The organism is Bacteroidales bacterium, from assembly GCA_016709865.1.
Taxonomy (GTDB): domain Bacteria; phylum Bacteroidota; class Bacteroidia; order Bacteroidales; family VadinHA17; genus LD21.
In genome coordinates, this window is sequence record JADJLX010000006.1 from 91,910 (window position 1) to 110,738 (window position 18,829).

Consider the following 18,829-nt stretch of genomic DNA (forward strand, 5'->3'; position numbering starts at 1 on the left):
AACCGGATATTTCTGTCTTTGGTCTCCGGTCTTCGGTCTTCTGACTTCGGTCTTCGGTACTGACAATTTGTTCGAAATTCGTAATAAATACTTTGATAATTGTTATAATTTTGCATGCCGTAAAGATGGAATACCGGATCAGAGATCACTAATGAGAATAAGCAAGTTTATTGAAAAGCATTTCTGGATCTTCCTTATTCTTGGAATTTTGTTCGGATTATGGAATCCTCTTCCTTTTGAAACGCCGAAATACCTGCCAAAAATCCTGCTCTCATTAATGCTGTTCTTTGTATTTCTGAAAATAGACGCACTCGAGATAATCGAGAAAATGAGGGACTATAAAAGGATGATCTTCATTGCATTAGTCTATATGATTATTATCCCGGTCCTCTTTTATTTAGCAGTTAATATTTTCGACAAGCAACTGGCTATTGGTATTCTCCTCCTCACAGCTATGCCAGCCGGTGTCTCTTCTCCTGCACTCACAGATATCCTTAAAGGGAATATCTCGCTTGCAATGAGCATTGTTCTTGTCACACAACTTATTGCCCCTTTCACGGTACCGTTTTTGTTCTGGATGATCGGTACCAAAAATCTTGATATAAACGAATTCCTTATGCTCAGGGATATAGCAATAATGGTTTTCACTCCCCTTTTCCTGGCACAGATCACAAAGAGATATTTTCCGGCAACAGTTAAGAGGCATCAGCATTTCTTTACATCTGCAAATGTGATACTGCTCTTTGTCTTTGTTTATGTTGCTATTGCATCGCAGAGAAATATAATACTCGATAATCCTGTCAGCTTAATATGGAAAACAGTAATACTTTATATTGTTTTCATCATATTGCACGCCATCGGCTATTTCATAAGTTACAGGGACAACCTGGATAGCAGAATTGCAATGTCGGTAACTGCAGCATATATGAATAACGGACTGGCAATTGTTCTGGCGACAACTTACTTCGGTCCTGACATACTTATCCTTATGGTTCTTTCAGAGATACCATGGAATACTCTGCTTGCACCCTTTGGCAGGGTTGTCAGAAAACTTAAAGATACTAATACTTAAATACTTTTATTTTAAGCATTTCTATTTTACCGCTTCCTAAAGAAGGCCGCCCCTCGTCGCCGTTCAAACGACGTCCTGCGATCCAATTACCGGTTACGAACGTTCCTTCGTCAATCCACCCTATAGCAACTTTACCAGATTCCTGGGGATCTGCAGCAAATGATGGAACAAAGTTTGATCCGACAAAAAGAAATTCATCAGGTGCGGTGTTGATAACCATACCGAACGGTCTTGTATCATCAGGCATGGCGCGGCTGTTTAATGTAACGCCCCCCAGTCCCAATGGGGTTTGCACATTTGCCGCTGCTGGTGCTGATCCATATTGCCGGGGCCTGGAAATTGTTATTGTGTAACCACCCATTGATATAACCTGTTTATCCTCACCTTCAGTAAGCAGCACGCCATCCACTTTGCCTTCGGACTGCCAGGCTGCAAGTTGTGGTAACATTTCATCCAACAGATCATATGCTTTTGCCACCTGGCTCTTTTCATTGAGATCATCTATCCCAAAGATAGCCCAGCCCAAAGCAGAATGATGGCCGACAGCCCAGAAAAGATTGCCGGTCTGATCCCTTGCTTCCGGGATCCATAATGGATTACCAGATCTCGAATACTCAGCGAGTACGCCCTTGAAATCCTGAACATATATATCAGGTGCCAGAAGGTCATTGGCAGGAGCCCCTGCACGCCATACATCCATTACCCTTGCAACCGGTCCTCCGCTTGGCCAGTCACCCGGAAGAACCGAGCCCGGCTGGGGTCCAAGCCATGCATTAACATACATTGGAAGATTCAGCTCAGCTTTTCCTTCTACAATAACCTTATTAATATAAACTGCATAATACCAGGCCATAAAAACCTCTTCCGCCCACTCATCATGACCAAACACTTCAGCCCACGTTCCTGATGTTTATATCCATTGCGGCCCCATACTTCCTGCATTTCAGGAAGAAGAGTAGCCTTATTTTTTGTAAAGTAATTCAATAACTGAGCCGGAACTGGTTTCGCCCATGCTGCATCTGCGAGACTGGAACGATCGCGGCTGTCGCCGAGAAGGCCCATTTCGTTATCAACCTGCATCATTATAACTGTATGCTGAGGATCAACCTCTTTGATATGTCGCATAAGTGCACGAAAAGCTTTAGCTTCAGCAAGCATGGATGTTTCGCCCAGTGGGCTCAAAGGCATAGTTCTGTCTCTTTCAATGAATATGCTTCCTCTTCCGGAAGCTACAGCTTTTCTGGCCTGTACCGGAAACCTTTGCGGGTTTGTCTTGACCCACATAGGAGCATAATTTGAACTGCCATTTTTCCATGATGCAAACCAGATTATTACTAGTCTTATATCCCTCTTACGAGCCTCCACTATTTGTGCATCCACCAGATCAAAATTGAACTTGCCCTCCTCAGGTTCAAGTAGTTCCCAACTCACTGTAGACACTACAGTGTTAAGATGCATAGCTTTCATATTGTCCCAGACTGGTTTCATATACTCAATGCTTGAAGCACTGGAGTTATGCAATTCACCTGAAAGCATGATAAATGGCCTGCCGTCAACGAACATCTGCTTAACCGCCCCGTTCTGCCTGATCTGAGGCAATGTTGTCTGCATACTTTTAGCAGACTGAGCACTCATGGTTAGTGGAATAATAGCCAGGAGAACTAATACTATAAGATACTTTTTCATAAATATTTTCGGTTATTGGTTAAATTTAGTCTATTTGAATAATATTGAATCAGTTTAACAATTTTTTTTAAGATAATTCCTAAAGTAATTATAGTTAAAGAACCTTAAAAAAATAAGAGTGATACTTTTATAATAATACATTTGCAATCATCCCTATGTATAACATAACGGATGTTAGTTACTGTTTTTCTTAAAATGGATTATTAATAAACTTTTAAACACTATGAAGAAATTTACTTGTTTGGTTTTGGCAGCAGTTTTGATGCTATCGGTTACATCGAATGCTCAGACTAAGAAGCACCTGGGAATAGCCACATATTCTGTTAAAGGACTTGAGTCTGACCTTGAGGGTTCATTCAAGTCGCTGGCCGATGATGGATATGTTGTTATGGAAATTTCCAATTACAATGCAGGTACAGGTCTTGTTGCAGGAAAAACACCTGCTGAGTATGCTGCCCTTGCTGAGAAGTACGGAATTGATATCATTTCAAGCCATGCACGTGCCAAATTTGATGTAAAAGATGTTGAAGGAACAGTTGCAGCATGGAGTAAGGTATTTGATGATCATAAAGCAATGGGATGCAAATATGTTGTATTTCCCATGTATACCTGGGCTTTTACTGTTGAAGGCGTAAAAGCAGAGTGCGATCTGATGAATAAAATAGGCGCTGAGGCAAATAAAAGGGGCATTAAATTCGGTTATCATAACCATAATGCGGAGTTCGCAACATTAGCAAATACAGGTCAGTTATATGAGGATTTCCTTATTGCCAATACTGATCCCGACAAAGTATTCTTCCAGCTTGATGTTTATTGGATTATGGTTGGAGGACAGGATCCTGTTGCATATCTGAAAAAGTATCCTAACCGTTTCAAAGTTCTACATATTAAAGACGAATATGTTGTCGGCGAGAGCGGAAAATTAAATTATGAAGCTATTTTCAAGCAGTTCTATGCAAATGGTTATGAGGACTGGTTTGTTGAAATGGAATCAAAAATGACCAAAGAACAGCTCGAAGCCAATCTGGCCAGAATGGAACAGAACAAGCAGAGACAGGCTACCGGTGGTCAGCAGGCAGCTCCTCAGGGCGGTGCTCCGGGTCAGGCAAGACCTGCAGGACAACCAGGTCAGCAGGGTGGTGCTCCAGGACAGGCAAGACCAGCAGGCCAGGCTGGTGCTCCTGGTATGGGAAGACCAGCTATGGATCCGGCTGCTCAGGCTGAGATGCTTAAGACATCACTCGAAGGAATCAAACAGAGTGCTGATTATCTTATGAAAGCTTCGTTTGTGAAATAATTATTCGAGATTTCGGATTTATAAAATTCTTAGGGTATTTGCAGATCATTATGGTTATTTGCAAATACCCTTTGTTTATTTAATAAATCTCTAAATTTGTATTATACGTACATTTTTTGTATATTTGTACGGATATATAATAAATATGATGGACACAAAACTTACGATAAAACTTGATAATGACGTAATATCCAGGGCAAAGAGATACGCTCAGCATCGCAAGACCAGTCTTTCAAAAATGATTGAATCTTATCTTGACTCCGTTACAAAACCTGATTCTGATGATATTGAGATCACACCTTTGGTAAAAAGTCTTAGTGGAGTAATTTCACTTCCCGCAGATTATGATTATAAGAAGGATCGTACGGATTACCTGAATAGAAAATATTCATGAAAAAACTATTTCTCGACACCAATATAGTTCTTGATCTTCTGGCAAATAGAACGCCTTTTTATACAGAGGCTGCAAAACTATTTTCCCTTGCCGACAAGAAAAAAATAAAGCTTTCAATTTCTTCACTTTGCATTGCTGATGCTCACTATATTTTATCAAGACAGAATCCTGAAATTGAAGTAAGAAATATTTTAAGAACCTTCAAAGTTCTTGTTCAGGTACTCTCTCTTGACGACAAAATAACGGACCTGGCCCTCAATTCAGAGTTTCGTGACTTTGAGGACGCCATTCAATACTTTACAGCTATTGAAAACGATCAGGATATTATAATTACGAGAAATCAGAACGATTTTAAAGAGAGTAAATTACCTGTAATGTCTGCAGGTGAATTCATCAAGTCAATAAAATAAAATCTCTTTTAAGAAATCCCCCGATAGTTATATGATTCCAGCTCATTCAATGAGATTCCTTGCTGAGGAACGGAGTGACTCCGCAGGTTTGTGGCATGGGTGAAAGTATGGCCATGTGATTCCTGATCAATCAGTAAGATCCCTCGCTGAGGCTCAAAGTGACTCCACAGTTTTGTGGAATGAGGGTAAGTATGGTTCCATGATTCCTGCTCATTCAATGAGATCCCTCGCTGAGGCTCAAAGTGACTCCACAGTTTTGTGGAATGAGGGTAAGTATGGTTCCATGATTCCTGCTCATTCAATGAGATCCCTCGCTGAGGCTCGGGATGACACACGAATCTGGGTATGAAGGAGAAAAGAAGTGGCGATTCGCTGAAAAACTCCTAAGAATGAGAAAATCCATGCGAATCGCCACTTCTTTTCTTATATGACCCAAAAATGACTTGTCATCCCGAGCTTCGGCGAGGGATCCCTGGCTTTCAGCAGGAATCCCCGATATTCTCTAATTATAAAACACTGAATTGAAGAATGCTTTCATTTCAGCAGCATAATAAACACCATATTTTATAAAGGTGGCTTTAGTCCTTTCATCAGGCTTCCAGTCGAAGAAAGCATGACCGGCACCACCGACCTGAACATACTCAACAGTCTGGCCCGCCTTTACTAAAGCGTCAACATAAGCTTTCACATTTTCATCTCTTATCAATCCGTCATTAGTACCGCGTGTAAGATACTGGGGAACTGATCTCTCTTTTGCATCGGGGATATTATTAATCGGGGAAATTGCTTCTCTCCAGCTGTCATTTGCAGCAGGATCTTCTGAGAATGTATTTAACATAGTACCACCAAACACACCATAACTAGGGGCAGCAGCCTTAATCGCATTCATCATCTCGGTTCTTAGCTGTCCGACTGTTTTATTTTTTGGCAGATACGACGGCATAAACTCAAATACACCTGCTGTTTTGCCAAATCCTCCGTCTCCAATCTTATTTGCCATAACTGAACAGGCAGCCGAAAGATGACCTCCGGCACTGTCGCCTGTAAGACCTATCTTATCAGGATCACCGCCATACTCTGCAGCATGCTCTCTGATATGTGCAATTGCCCCGTAGACATCCTCAATCAGATTAGCCATTGTATTATTTGTCTGATCCCCGTCGAGTTTGCGCGCCCAACGGTAGTCGATACTGAATACAACATACTTTCCGCCTTTGGTAAGTTCCCTTGCCAGACCACGCATTATATCCTCAGTATTGGATGTCCAGCCACCGCCATGAATTATAATAATGCATGGAAGGTTCTTTGCTCCTTTTGGTGAATAAACATCATATTTCAATTGTTTTACCCGGTTTCGCATATACAACATCCTGTATTACATTGATATGATCAACTGCTGATTTCTCAATAAATGAAGCACCAATACGTTTGTCTTTGTCCACCGTTACTTTGAAGGGTGAACTCATCGATTCCTGGTAAGTTCCGCGTCCGTTCGCTACTATATGGAATAAAGCATCTATAACGAATCCTTTATCGGGTGTAGCAGTTAAGGTGAGGACAGTTCCGGCCGGGTACTTCCCGTCGGCAGGAAGAGGCGGATCAACATTAACAGTTCCATTTACAGGTTTATCCAGAGTAACTGTGTATGAAGTTGCCTGGGAATAGCTGACTCCAATAAGGGAAAAAAGGAGTATTACAGTAAAACAAAAGTTTGTGACCGATGATTTTTTCATGATTAAAATATTAATTATTATATAAAATGTTTATTGTAGTTCAGAAGTGAATTTATACGAGCCGGATACGAGTTCTATATAGGCTTTCCCATTTTCATATTTCAGAAATTTAATTCCTTTCACCTTCTTAACCGGCTTACCATTTTCCTTTATTCCTATTTCTGATGAAGCAGGAAGTGAAAGAGTAGCAGTCGTATTTGCAGGAACTGTTGCTTCATATGTGAGCACACCATTCTCCTTTTTCCAGGAACTGCTGATTTTCCCGTACATTGAATCATAGTAGCCTCTAGCCCATGTCATCTGCCCGGTCGGATCTGGTTCAGGTTGCAGTATAAAGTTTCTGAATCCTGGTTCATTACGCTGTATACCAAGCGAATAAGCCATCATCCATTGCCCTACAGCTCCGAAGGAATAATGATTAAAGGAGTTCATGCTGTTGTTGCCGCCAAAGCCATTCTCAACTGTATATCCGTTAAGTCTTTCCCAGATCGACGTTGCTCCCTGGTCGATTGCATAGACCCACGAAGGATACTGATTATTCTGCAGGATTTTATAAGCTAGGTTGCTCATACCGTTATCAGATAAAGCCTTGCTGATCCATGCTGTACCAATAAAACCTGTCATAAGTGAGTTAGTGGGACGCATAATTCCACCATCATCTTTATTCTCGCGCCCGATTGCAGCAGCAAGGTTTTTTATCATATAGGGTTTATTCTCCTCATTAAACAGGTTCATTGCCAAACCAACCGAATAGGCAGTCTGAACATCAGCTACTTTAAATTCAGGTTGTGCAGAAGTTGCTCCGCCTCCGCCAAAACCTCCCCTGCCGCCAATAAGCCCAAGGGCTTTTTTATCGGCGCTTACAAAAGTCTTATTAAAGAACTCCTTACGTTTATCATATAAGGTTCTGAATTTTGTAACATCTTCCGTCTTACCAAGAACTTCAGCTACTTTCGACATAATCTCCAAATCATAAGCGTGATATGCTGTCACAAGAAACTGTTGTCCAAGCTGATTATTCTGTGGTCCTAGCCAGTCGCCTAATGCGCCGTCAGAGCTGAGACCTGTTTTCGGATCTATTGTGGTCTCAAGATAATCCATATACCTTACCATTGCAGGATAATGTTCTGCCAGCACTCCTATATCTCCATATTGCTGATAGGACTCCCAGGGAACAACGATGCCAGCACTTCCCCATAGCACACCTCCGAATCCTCCGCCAACCGGAGCTACATCGGTGAATCTTCCTTTTGCCGACTGGACATCGCGCATGGCGAACATATGCCTCCTCAGGAACTGGTTACTGTTCGAAACATAAGTGGCAGTGCGTGAAAAAACGTTGAGATCGCCTGACCAGCCCATGCGCTCGTTACGCTGCGGACAGTCGGTGGGTATCGTAAGGAAATTATCGATATTGGACCATACAAGATTAGACCATAGCTGGTTGACCTTGGGATTCGATGTGGAATAATCGGCAGAAAGTTCTCTTACTGAGCTGATCGCGACACTTTGAACAGCTTCCAGCGGAAGCGGACTGTCGATACCGGTAATCTCAATATACTGAAATCCGTGGGATGTGAATTTTGGCTGATATACCTGTGCTCCGTTTTTCATTGTATAAATATCCTGACTCAGTGCTGCCCTGTAATTTTCAGTCATGATCATTCCAACATTGTTACCTGATTCCTTCAGATCAGGATAAAGCATTTCAGAAAACCTCAGAATTAGTTTTCTTCCTGCGTTGCCATTTGTTATTGTTATTTTCGGAACACCTACAATGTTTTGCCCCATATTATAAACAAAAACTCCTTTGCGCACCTCTTTAACACTCTGTGCAGGTACCACTTTAAAGATTCCCGCATTATTTCCGATCTGTCCGGTAAGTGAAAAATTCTGATAGTCAAAGCTGGTCACTGTACCATCTCTTTCTGTCGAACTCCCGCTAAATGCTGTACCATCAGTTGATACAGCAACAGCACTCTTCCATCTGCTGTCATCAAATGCTGGTGTTGTCCAGCCTTCAGTTGCAGCTTCCCTTGTGGCGTCATAGGCTTCACCCATATCGAGACTGCTGAACAGAACAGGACCCTTGTTATAGAATTTCCAGTCTTTTGGGTTAGTTGTAATTAAAGAGGTTGATCCATCTGCATATGTTATAACCAGCTTTGCCAGCAGCGACTGTCTGTCGCCAAAGTGGTTCCATATATTACCGAAGCTGAGCAGACCGCTCCACCATCCTTCACTTAGCATGGCACCAATTGCATTATCGCCGCTTGTAATGAGATTTGTTACATCATAAGTCTGGTAGAGGTGAGTAATATTATATTGAGTCAGTCCGGGATTATAATAGTCATCCCCTACTCTCTTCCCGTTAATGAATACCTCATAAATACCTCTGGCAGTAACATACAACCTTGCATCTTTTATAGTTTTGAGGCTGGTTGTGAATTCAGTGCGAAGCATTGGTGCTGAATTCCGGCTGGGATCTGCTGTTATCAGGATACCATTAGCCCCGCCATCGATAACCCACTTTCCACCGGAGACCTTAACGCCTGAGGTGGCATCCTTAGTGTATTCTGAATAAATTCCTGTATATGGCAGACTAAACAGGTTTTCTTCGAAAAGAGTGTTGTTAGGGAACCGGTTATTGCTTACCACAAGGTTAGAAAACGTGGCCCGCTGACCCGGATCTGCAGAGAATCCCATCTCGCACAGCATCCCGTAAGGGATATAGTTGCCGCCACTTCCGACAGGGTTAAGATTAAATGAAGCACCCGTCTGACGCCCACCAAATTGAGGAGGTCCTGCCTGAGTTGAAGCCTGATTAGCAGGAGCGGCAGGCACAACTATAAAATCCTGAGCGCCATCAAGTGTCAGGGAAATCTGTCCAAAAACGCTTGAGAACTGAACCTTGTGTTCCTGATTCTTATTTGCAATATTTATGAATTGAGTCTTAATATCGAATGACCTGATTGGTTTCTCAGGAGAATCTGTATCCTTATAACCAGCCCTGTAGATGTTAAACCTGGCCATTCCGGTTTCAGAACCATCAACGCCTGAGATGTCAAGCTCCACTTTTAAATAACTCTCATTTCGTTTCTTTTCAACCTGATAGATATTCATATTTTTATCCATCAGTCGAGGATCGTTGGCTCCATAGACAAATGATGCTTTAGTGCTACCGGGTTCAATTGCAATCCCATACTTCACGTTAAAAATTATCAGGTAAGGGGAGTATAAAACAAGGTCTTCATTGCCTCCGCCAATCCAGGTTGCTCCACTCCATGCTCCCAGTTCACAACCACTTCTGCCAAGTCCGGTTTCAAACCACGATGAAGCAGATGAGGATTTGGATTTCTGGTCCCAGACTGTTACAGTCCACTCATAACGGGTTGCCGGTTTTAGTTCTGGTCCGGCATAGGTGATACCAACAGAATTTCTGCCGGTAACTTTTCCGGAGTCCCATATAACTTTATTGCCCGGATCCTTTACAACGATCTGGTAAGCAGTCTGAAAAAGACCTCTTTCGCCTGGCATCGAAGTCATCTGCCATGCAAACCTCGGGGCAGCAACATCTATCCCGATCGGAGTTTTGGTGTATTCCGTGGTAAGATTGACAACATTAGCATTTACGGCAAATGAGATTAAAGTTAGTGCACTTATTATCACTATTTTAAAACTCAGAATCCATTTAGATCTAAACATAGCAGATACTCTTTATATTTATATTATTTCAGGAACTACATAGGGTTTGCGATATTCTCTTGTAAGCAATTTATCAGCTTCCGGATCAGCGGCAAATTTTTCCTGATCCCCGATAAACTTTAATTCACGTCCAAGCCTGTAAGATATGTTTGCAAGGTGAGGAAGTGCTGTTGAATAAAAGCCTTCAGAGATATCGCATCTTAGATTTTCATTATTGCCCGAGCGTATTCCCTCAATAAAGTTAGAGAAGTGATCTGCAATTATATCCTGATCTTTTTTGTCTGATTCAGGATTCTTGGTGGTACCTGCAAAAGGCTCTTTCTCCCGTTTTCGGAAAGCCTTCCAGGGTCTGGCGGATTCATCTTTTATTTCAAGATATCCATCTGTTCCGTAGAAGATGTTGCCAACAGATATATCCGAACTTGATTCCATATTTGTATACCTTCCCCTGGTTTCAAACTCGAGTATCTTGCCGTCGGCATATTTAAGCACGCTCGTCTGTAAATTCGGAGTTTCCTGCATCGACTTATCATGCCCGTATGCCTCAACACCTCCGTAAACCATTGTTCCCGGTGTTCTGTTTTCGGGAGTAGGGTCATCTTTTCTGAAACCGTATATGCCTCCTGCTGAATAGACTGAAACCGGGTGTTCTTTTTTACCAAGTCCCAGACGGGCAATGTCAAACTGATGCGGGCCCTGGTTGCCTGTGTCGCCATTTCCGGTATCCCAGAACCAGTGCCAGCAGTAATGGCTTCTTTTTTCATTGTACGGGCGATAAGTTGCCGGTCCCAGCCAGCGGTCATAATGAAATGTATCGGGAGGAATGCTGTCTTTTGCAGTGCCATATGAATCACGCAGTTTATAGCAAAGACCCCTGGCCATATAAACTTCACCGATACCTCCGTCATGAAGGAATTTTAATGCCTGCTGCATATTAATTCCCGAACGGCTTTGAAATCCAACCTGCACCCTGACATTATATTTACGTGCTGCCTCTATCATTTTACGTCCTTCCCATATGTTATGCGAAGCCGGCTTCTCCACATAAACATGCTTGCCTGCCTGACAGGCCCATATTGTGGCTAATGCATGCCAGTGATTGGGAACGACTACCGACACTGCGTCAATTTCCTTGTCATCGAGTACCTTATGGATATCCCATTCTGTCAGAGGCTTAAGACCGGTCTTATCAAAAACGATTTTAGAACCCGGATCGAAAAGCTTTTCATCAGTATCACAAAGCGCTTTTATCACCACATTCTGCTTATCCTTTAAGCTGCACCATGTATTTATGTGTACGGTACCCTGGTTTCTGATACCAATAACTCCGATATTAATGCGTTCGCTGGCACCAATAATGGAATTATAAGATTTTGAACTGAACCCCATGCCGCCAATAGCAATACCAGCAGAGCCCAGTACGCTCTTCTTAATAAAGTCCCTTCTTTTTGTCATAGTGATAATCTATTAACTTATTATCCTAAAAATAAGACAATTTGTTAGATATTATCACTGTCAACCCTGCATAAAAATGAGTAATTACTTACCGGCTTTGCCAGATACAGAAAACCCAGTCAGCTTTGACATCCATGCTATGAATTCCTCAGCATCCTGATCGGCGCCATGCCCTGCATCCCAATACAAAAAGGTATTCACATTTCTTTTCTGGTTCTCAAGACTTGTGGCAAGATTAACAATAACCGTCTGAGATGTATGATTATCTGAGGTACCCTGCCTCAACCACCAGTTATTTGTGCAGCTGCTGCTGTTCTGACCTATGAAATACATGGCATTCATCAGGTTCACAAGTGTTTTTACTTCTCCTTCTGTCTCTGCATTCTTATTACCTGAAGCCTGCCTCAGACTGAAATTTGTAAAATGTCGGGCATCTGTGTTCTTATTTCCGAACAAAACCGGCTCCGGCTGCTTCATCGCAAAATCGTCAAAAGCAGGCAACCCTTTCATTCTTCCAACATGTGTAACATAATCAGTAAATGAGAATGAAGCTCCGTTATCACTCCAGGTGATCCAGGTATTCTTCGCCAGATATTCATTGCGTTTTTCTTCAGTAAGTGATTTCAGATACTTATTGGCAGATGGGATCATATAATACTGAAGAAGATATTTATCGTAATTGTCTGCAGTAAGTATTCCAAAGCCGTTTTTACCCTGTAGTTTCAGTGAGACCTGATACTCAGCATAAAGGGCTTTGAGTTGTTTTGAAAGCTCCTGATCAGCAAGGCCTGATCTTCCCGGAGTCGTTCCATACATCCATTCGTAAGCACCATCGGCATGCTCGAGATCTGTTATCGGACAAAAACAGGCACTGCCAAAAATATCGTCTTTTGCATCTGCAGCACCGATCTCTTTAAGGTATGAATCGTAGAGCGGACTGTTTCCGGAAGCACCCAGAAGTGCAGAGAGAGCTCCTCCGGCACTCACCCCGGTTGAAATAATCCAATCAGGATTGCCCGGCATTACACCTTTATTATGACGTATATAACGGATTGCTGCCTTAAGGTCAACAATTGCTGCAGGCGCCTTTCCGTAATAGGTACCATCAGGGGCTTTATTATCACGTCCGCGGCATCCCGGAGATACAACCACAAATCCTGCAGCGAGTGCCAGATCAGCCTTGCCGCTCACTCCTGTACTTCCTCCCGGACCGCCCTGTCCGCCAGGACCACCAGCTCCTCCTGTTCGTGCATTATTTACCGACATATAGCCACCTACTCCTATATTGAAAAGTATAGGAGCATTACCGGCATCGACAGTTATCTCATCAACCTTAACCGGGACATTTACATTGAGGCTCTGATAATCCTTGTCAACAGGGTTAGCGACATACGGAATGTGTAAATAAGATCTGTATGTAACCTGCTTATCACCGGTACTTGTCCTGACAATCTTTGTTTCAACTGTAAAGTTATCTTTCGGGAAAAGCAATGGATCCTTAGACTGACCTGCTGCTGTAAGAATACTTACAGCTGTCAGTACCAGTGCAACAATACTTTTTTTTGACATTTTATTCTTCTTAAGGTGAATAATGCCGGAATTTTTCTACTTGTAAAATAGTAAAAGTAATATCGCAAAAACAAATCCGGCCAGTATAACATATAAACCATTACGGAAAACCTTCGACTTAGCGTTAAACATCCAGAAAGATGAAACAGCAAGAAATAACATTACAATTCCGAAGGCCAGAGTAACCCAGTGAAATGGATTTTTACTGGCTGTTTTATGAATATTCGCAAACCGGTTTAATGGGAAAATAAGTTCTTTAACAGTCATTTCAGCAGTTCCGGTTGCTGTATTAAATGTTCCGCCCTGGAAATATACTATATCTCCTTCAGTTTTTAGTATTTTGAATTCCCGCAACCTGAGCGCAGTACCCAGATCAGCAGGTTTAGTATCAGCAGGCACCGTTGTCTTAACAGTTTTTTCTTTTTTCAGGAAGTCTGTATCTCTGAAAATAAGTGAGATCCCAGCCATTGCATATATTATTACAAATCCAACAAAAAAGAATCCCAGATACCTGTGAAACAGACGAATGTAATGAACAAATGATTTTTTTTCTTTGGTCTCCATACGATACTTTTATTAATTAACAATCTTAATTCTTTTGATAGACATAAAACAAACCCTGTTTATTCCACGAATAGATTAGCCATCAGGTTACCTGTTTAACTTATCATCCCGTTTAAACAGAGAAGTTAATACAGTTTCAAATCCCGGGGTATAAATACCTGTAATATAATCATGTAATAAGGACCCTTCCCTGATTAATATTCCCTCAAAAAGGGAAAGGAACTTCTTTAAATTGAGAACAAGGTGAACACAGCCGGAAATCAGAAATATATTGGCGACTGTACCATGAAATTCACCTTTTGAATCGTTAAATCCTGTGAGGTAAACCAGGAAGCTCACAACTGTCACAATAAATGTTATTAAGGTTATCGTAGTAACAATATTCTTAGAGTAAAGACTCTTTAAGACCATCCCTTTGATGAATTTCCAGTGCTGGAAAAGATGAATGATAATCAGAAGGCTAAATACTATAGAAAAAATACTGTGTAATGTACCCCATGAAAAACTGTTCGCTATCTCCTGTTCGCTCCTGGATCCGCCCCTGTGTCCCTTTACACTCTCTGTTGTGACCCAGCATCCGATCATTGCCACTATCGTAACTATATCGATTAAACCTTTGGCGATTTTACTAATGGAATTCATAATAAATAACTTCTTTGGTTATCCGCCAAAAATAAGCTCTGAACTAACATCAGCCAGAATTAAATCAGTGAACCAACCAAAGTCAGTGGTGAACTGTCAGAATTGAAGATTCAGTAACCGAACCTGATTAATTATTCGATTGTTGTGAAAGGAAGGACATTAATAAAAAGTGATACTGCAGTTGAACATCCGAAAGCAGATTCAGGTTTTGTTTCATCTGTCTTTGTCGCCCATCTGGTATGTATAAGATCCTGAGAGTTACGGTTGTCCCAGGCTGTTTCAGCATTCAGATGAAGCCATTCTACAAGATCTGTTTTATTTAAATCAACAGTATACATTCTTGCATATCGTGCAAATATTCCCTTGAATCCGGGAAGATCATTTCCGTTATACTCATTATTCATTACATTTTTGCTATACATCGTATCCCTGATGTAAAGTGCAATTCTCTGTGCTTCTGTCAAATAGCTGTTCTCTTTTGTGTATTTATAAAGCATTGTGGCGGCACCCAGATATGTCCCCTGGTTATAAGTTGAACTCCAGGTGCTGATCTTGAGTTGCCCGGTCTTTAAATCCAGATCAACATTATCATTTAGCTTACCGGTCTCGGCATCGAACAGATAGAGCTTTGACCAGGTATACAGTGCGATTGCTTTATCATAATAGGTACTGTCTCCTGTTGCTTTCGCAAGGTAACAGCAGGCAACCATTGCGGGTCCGTTTATACATGAGTTTTTCGTAGTTTTTGTATGATACCAGAGGAGTCCTCCGCCATAAGAGTTGGTAAATGCCCTTGTCCACATTTTATCGAACTGATCTTTCGCTCTCTCCTTATAAGTTGTGTTACCAGTCAGAAGATAGCCTCTTATACTCACCAGAACAGCCCATGCAATGTCATCGTTGTACTTGTTGTTCTGCCAGTCGGCACCATTTTTTGCAACAAAGTTTTTATACATTGCCTCAAACATTGTCCTGTACTTTGGATCTTTAGTAACCTCATAAGCATCCAGAACGACTTCCATCATTTCGGCATTATCCCAGAAAAAGCCCTTAACTGATTCTATATCAAAGTTTTTATACCAGGCATCAAATGCTTTATCTGCTCTTGACGCCGGTGATATCAAAGAGATCTGTGTAAATACTGGTTTTGTATAGCTGAGAGCCGGACTGTTTCCTTCAACGTATGGCCATTCATCCTTCCACTTAACTTCATCAAGTAAGAGGACTCTGCCTTTAGGATTTGTTTTATCAACTGCATGGTATAAGATCCATGTCTTAGCCATTTGATCCTCAACTATTTCCGAATTGTGACCGGTCCCGACAAAACGTTCATTCCCCCCGATCAGAATCTCATGAAAGTTGTCGTTCATACTTTTGCCCTGTTTATCGAGGTATGGACCAAACAGCTTGCTGGACCGTCCAACAACGGTTTTATATGTACTTTTTACTCCTTCACAGCAGGTTCCGGTTGAAGCAAACAGATAATAATATTTTCCTTTTTTAAGAATATATGTCCCTTCGTATGCCGAACCTGCAACCAGTATCTTTTCTGCGCCTGGTCTTAGTGCCAGGCCGTCTTCGCTTAATTCGATAGCATAGATCCCATGAAAACTGCCCCAGAAAATGTATTTCCTGCCTTCATCTTCAATATAAAACGGATCTATCGAATTCTGAACCCCTATCTCATTGCTCCGTATCAGTTTTCCCAGGTCTTTAAACGGACCCTCAGGCTTATCACTTACTGCCACTCCAATGCCGCATGTCATCTCCCCACCCCAAACCGACATTGAATAGTACAGAACATATCTGCCATCAATAATATTAATATCAGGGGCCCAGATCCCGCCTTTAGGTTCAAATGTCGGACGGGTTTCAGCTGTGAATGCCGTTCCGACAAGCTTCCAGTTTACCAGGTCGGATGATTTGTGAATTGGTGTATTGCGGATATCTTCGGTGGCATAGAGGTAAAAGAAACCATCAGCAGCTTTGATTATTGTAGGATCAGGCAGGCTGTATGGAACAACAGGGTTGCTGTATTTTCCTTCCTCCTGAAAAGTAATAGGTTCAACCTGACCCAGAAGTTTATTACCAGTTAAGGAAAAAATAAGTGTAGTTATAACACTTATTATTAATACTTTGATCATAAGTGATTCTTTTACCTGTTCAATGTAAGACTCTTTATCAGATCGACTTCCTCCTGTTTGTATGGAGTGCCATCAGGACGAAAAATCTCATGGAACCACAAGGGGGGGTCTGATCCATCAGGTATTGGCTCATCCCATGCATACTTGGTATTTGATTTCCCGGAAACCAATCCCCAGTTTATTGCCCCGATATTATTCTCTTTAAGAATAGGCATAATATTTGTAAACAGACTATTATTACGACGGGCCATATACTCGGTGCATACCAGTGGACGACCATAAAGCCTTAGTGTATCAATAGCTTTCAAGTGTTTCTCGGGACTATCATAGTTGTGATATGTTATTATATCCGAATTCTCAATCTGGATTTTATTCAAATCTGATAGCCGTAAACTCCATACCCCTGAGGAAAGAGGTTGTGAGGGTCGTACTTCCCAGCCCCATTCAAAAGCTTTCTCAAGAAGTGGTATCGATTTGTTACCATATCCTGAGTTTCCGGGCTCATTGTACATATCCCACAAGGCAATCCTGTCATCGTTTCTGAATGTGGTAAGAACATCCTTAACATATGTTTCCAGTACAATCATAAGAGTGGAATCGCGGTAAAGAAGGTCTCCCGGGTCGCGAACCCAGCCTGAATTATGAACACCCGGTTTCGGTTCAGGCTGTTTTCCTGCCTGATATTCCGGATTCCAGCAATCATCAAAAAAAACAAAAATTGTTTTGATACCGTGACTGTCAGCTATCTTAAGGTACTTATCCATCCTTCCCTTAAATCCATCTTTGTCAACTTCCCATGCAACATGGTGGAGGTAGACCCGCATGCAGTTCATTCCTATATCTGAAGCCCATTTAAGCTCCCTGTCAATAGTTACTGTGTCAAATGATTCCGCCTGCCAGGTCTCAAGCTGGTTTATGGCTGTACTCGGATTGAAATTTGAGCCTCTGAGCCAGCCAGCCTGGTCTTTCCATTTCTGAGCCTGCTCAACACTCCATACCTGCCTGATAGCAGATGCCTGTTTCTTTGACTCTTTGTTACTGTTGCACGACAATGCAACAGTTAAAATAATTGCAGAAATCAAAATATTTATTTTTCTCATATAGATTTTATAACAGCCAAGCGTCCGGGGCCGCAGGTGCCGATTTTCTAAGTGACGGCCCCGGGGGGGATTCAGCGCTGATTCTACTGTTTTACCAGTTCCACTCTTCTGTTTTTTGCCCTGCCCTCTTCTGTATCGTTTGATGCCACCGGGGCCAATGAGGCTACACCGTATGATTTCAGACGAGCCCCGGAAATGCCATATTTGGAAGTCAGGATGTTTGCAACTGCATCGGCGCGTTCTTTCGAAAGTTTCATATTGGAATCTATTGTCCCGACATTATCTGTATGTCCGACTACATAAAGATTTAATGTTGCATTATCCTTAAGAAGAAGTGATATCTGTTCCAGAGCTTTATCCGACTCCGGCTTTATTTCTGACTTTCCGCTATCGAAGAAAATTCCATAAACGGAAACATGCCCAGTTTTATTAATGTCATCACCCATAGCATTTGCGTCTGCAACCACTTCCTGCTGCATAATCTCTTTCTCAACTATTGTAAGCCGGAACATAATACCACTATAGCATCTGACTTCAATCCAGGTCTCCTTATTATCTTTTTGAACAACGATTGTCGATAATTTGTTGAAGCTGTCATCAAGGATAATCTTCCCACCTATTTTTTTAAGGGCATCCTGCATGTTTCTTCCTATTTTCAATGCTCCTGGATCTGTTGCCCCATTATTCAGCTTGTACAATATGGAGTATTTATGACCTTCGATAACTAAAGGTTTCTTATCCCCGCCAATGAATTTATAGCTGTCAAATTCGCTTTCCTTATACTCTGAAATCCAGAAATCAGGCATTCTCGATATCATTGGATGATCTTTACTTCCTTTAATATCCTGTTGAGAACCTTGTGATTGCAGGTTTACAGGCAGTAAAAAGAAGAGACTGATGACTACTCCAAATAACTTTTTCATAATTTCCTGTTGTTAAATGATTTACCTATTGATCATTTCCGGTATTAAAATACCATAAATCAAATCTACAAATTTATAAACAGAAATTCACCTCGCTGATAAGAAAAGTAATAACAGAAAAGGGACAGTTAATAA

General features: G+C 41.6%; 15 protein-coding genes and 1 pseudogene. 4 read left to right on the forward strand and 12 right to left on the reverse strand.

What is annotated here, in order from left to right:
- Positions 1 to 151: 151 nt before the first annotated feature.
- The gene (locus tag IPJ16_16895; protein ID MBK7628844.1) at positions 152 to 1,072 is read left to right on the forward strand and encodes a bile acid:sodium symporter; all 921 of its coding nucleotides are present in this window, start codon (positions 152 to 154) and stop codon (positions 1,070 to 1,072) included.
- Here the strand turns inward: IPJ16_16895 and IPJ16_16900 are convergent.
- Positions 1,062 to 1,925 (reverse strand): DUF5597 domain-containing protein, encoded by an 864-nt coding sequence (locus IPJ16_16900; GenBank protein ID MBK7628845.1) that lies wholly within the window; start codon positions 1,923 to 1,925, stop codon positions 1,062 to 1,064. The two genes, IPJ16_16895 and IPJ16_16900, sit on opposite strands and share 11 nt — an antisense overlap.
- Positions 1,883 to 2,758 carry a beta-galactosidase gene (locus IPJ16_16905; protein ID MBK7628846.1) on the reverse strand — a complete coding sequence of 292 codons (876 nt, stop codon included), beginning with the start codon at positions 2,756 to 2,758 and terminating at the stop codon, positions 1,883 to 1,885. Before IPJ16_16905 ends, IPJ16_16900 begins: the two co-directional genes overlap by 43 nt.
- 223 nt (positions 2,759 to 2,981) lie before the next feature.
- Here IPJ16_16905 and IPJ16_16910 point away from each other — a divergent pair, with 223 nt between their 5' ends.
- The 3 genes from IPJ16_16910 (at position 2,982) to IPJ16_16920 (ending at position 4,859) form a co-directional block, all read left to right on the forward strand.
- Entirely contained in the window at positions 2,982 to 4,055 is a 1,074-nt protein-coding gene (locus IPJ16_16910; protein MBK7628847.1) for a TIM barrel protein, read from the forward strand.
- A 148-nt stretch (positions 4,056 to 4,203) separates the two neighbouring features.
- A complete protein-coding gene (locus tag IPJ16_16915; protein ID MBK7628848.1) occupies positions 4,204 to 4,449 on the forward strand; it encodes a hypothetical protein in 246 nt (81 codons plus the stop codon).
- Positions 4,446 to 4,859, forward strand: a complete 414-nt coding sequence (locus IPJ16_16920; protein MBK7628849.1) for a PIN domain-containing protein — start codon at positions 4,446 to 4,448, stop codon at positions 4,857 to 4,859. Before IPJ16_16915 ends, IPJ16_16920 begins: the two co-directional genes overlap by 4 nt.
- A gap of 8 nt (positions 4,860 to 4,867) precedes the next feature.
- On the opposite strand, the gene IPJ16_16925 is transcribed toward IPJ16_16920, so the two are convergent.
- The 10 genes and pseudogenes from IPJ16_16925 to IPJ16_16970 all read right to left on the reverse strand — a co-directional run bounded on the left by IPJ16_16925 (position 4,868) and on the right by IPJ16_16970 (position 18,697).
- Positions 4,868 to 5,194 (reverse strand): hypothetical protein, encoded by a 327-nt coding sequence (locus IPJ16_16925; GenBank protein MBK7628850.1) that lies wholly within the window; start codon positions 5,192 to 5,194, stop codon positions 4,868 to 4,870.
- Between the two features lie 167 nt (positions 5,195 to 5,361).
- Positions 5,362 to 6,592, reverse strand: a pseudogene (locus IPJ16_16930) (alpha/beta hydrolase).
- Positions 6,593 to 6,622: 30 nt separating this feature from the next.
- Complete coding sequence (locus IPJ16_16935) at positions 6,623 to 10,297, reverse strand: family 78 glycoside hydrolase catalytic domain (GenBank protein MBK7628851.1); 3,675 nt, start codon at positions 10,295 to 10,297, stop codon at positions 6,623 to 6,625.
- Between the two features lie 18 nt (positions 10,298 to 10,315).
- Positions 10,316 to 11,752, reverse strand: a complete 1,437-nt coding sequence (locus IPJ16_16940) for a Gfo/Idh/MocA family oxidoreductase (protein MBK7628852.1) — start codon at positions 11,750 to 11,752, stop codon at positions 10,316 to 10,318.
- Between the two features lie 84 nt (positions 11,753 to 11,836).
- Complete coding sequence (locus IPJ16_16945) at positions 11,837 to 13,321, reverse strand: alpha/beta hydrolase (GenBank protein MBK7628853.1); 1,485 nt, start codon at positions 13,319 to 13,321, stop codon at positions 11,837 to 11,839.
- Between the two features lie 36 nt (positions 13,322 to 13,357).
- A complete protein-coding gene (locus IPJ16_16950; GenBank protein MBK7628854.1) occupies positions 13,358 to 13,885 on the reverse strand; it encodes a hypothetical protein in 528 nt (175 codons plus the stop codon).
- Positions 13,886 to 13,972: 87 nt separating this feature from the next.
- Positions 13,973 to 14,527, reverse strand: a complete 555-nt coding sequence (locus IPJ16_16955) for a hypothetical protein (GenBank protein MBK7628855.1) — start codon at positions 14,525 to 14,527, stop codon at positions 13,973 to 13,975.
- A 131-nt stretch (positions 14,528 to 14,658) separates the two neighbouring features.
- The gene (locus IPJ16_16960) at positions 14,659 to 16,671 is read right to left on the reverse strand and encodes a family 43 glycosylhydrolase (protein MBK7628856.1); all 2,013 of its coding nucleotides are present in this window, start codon (positions 16,669 to 16,671) and stop codon (positions 14,659 to 14,661) included.
- Positions 16,672 to 16,682: 11 nt separating this feature from the next.
- On the reverse strand, positions 16,683 to 17,771 hold the full coding sequence (locus tag IPJ16_16965; GenBank protein MBK7628857.1) for a 1,4-beta-xylanase: 1,089 nt from the start codon (positions 17,769 to 17,771) through the stop codon (positions 16,683 to 16,685).
- 83 nt (positions 17,772 to 17,854) lie between these two features.
- Complete coding sequence (locus tag IPJ16_16970) at positions 17,855 to 18,697, reverse strand: OmpA family protein (protein ID MBK7628858.1); 843 nt, start codon at positions 18,695 to 18,697, stop codon at positions 17,855 to 17,857.
- Positions 18,698 to 18,829 lie beyond the last annotated feature (132 nt).